This is a genomic window from Cupriavidus consociatus (assembly GCF_017814975.1).
Taxonomy (GTDB): domain Bacteria; phylum Pseudomonadota; class Gammaproteobacteria; order Burkholderiales; family Burkholderiaceae; genus Cupriavidus; species Cupriavidus consociatus.
This window is the reverse complement of record NZ_JAGIQA010000179.1, coordinates 1-423: the sequence shown is the minus strand read 5'-3', so window position 1 is coordinate 423 and position 423 is coordinate 1. Positions and strand designations below refer to the sequence as shown.

General features: G+C 58.6%; 1 pseudogene. It reads left to right on the top strand.

Annotated features, from left to right (window positions below):
• Positions 1-63: 63 nt before the first annotated feature.
• A pseudogene (locus tag J8I82_RS37990) lies at positions 64-342 on the top strand (transposase); the annotation flags it as partial.
• Positions 343-423: the final 81 nt, after the last annotated feature.

Sequence of the window (423 nt, the reverse complement as noted above, 5' to 3'; positions counted from 1 at the left end):
TGATCTTGCCCCCGGAGAGTGGAGTTCTTAGCCTATGTTCCAATACGAGCAAGGAGCTAAGACATGTCGAGCAAGCAAACGCGGGCGAAATACACACAGGAATACAAATTGGAGGCGGTTCGCCAGGTGAGGGCCGGCCAGTCGATTGCGGTCACGGCCAAGGTTCACGGCATTCCCAAAAGGGTAGCCTTGGGGCCTTGGATGCGTCAGAGTGAAAAGGGAGAACTGGCGGCAGGGGCGATTGGCAAGCCGGTGACCGTCAGGCCTGAGCAGATGGAGTTGGCTCGGCTGCGGGCGGAGAATGCGCGCCTGAGAATGGAGCGCGATATCGCAAAAAAAGCCGCGGCATCAGCGGGATTACGCCGATTACCGCTGCGTTGGGACAGACGCCTATCGTTTCGGCGGCGAACGCATCTGTGACAA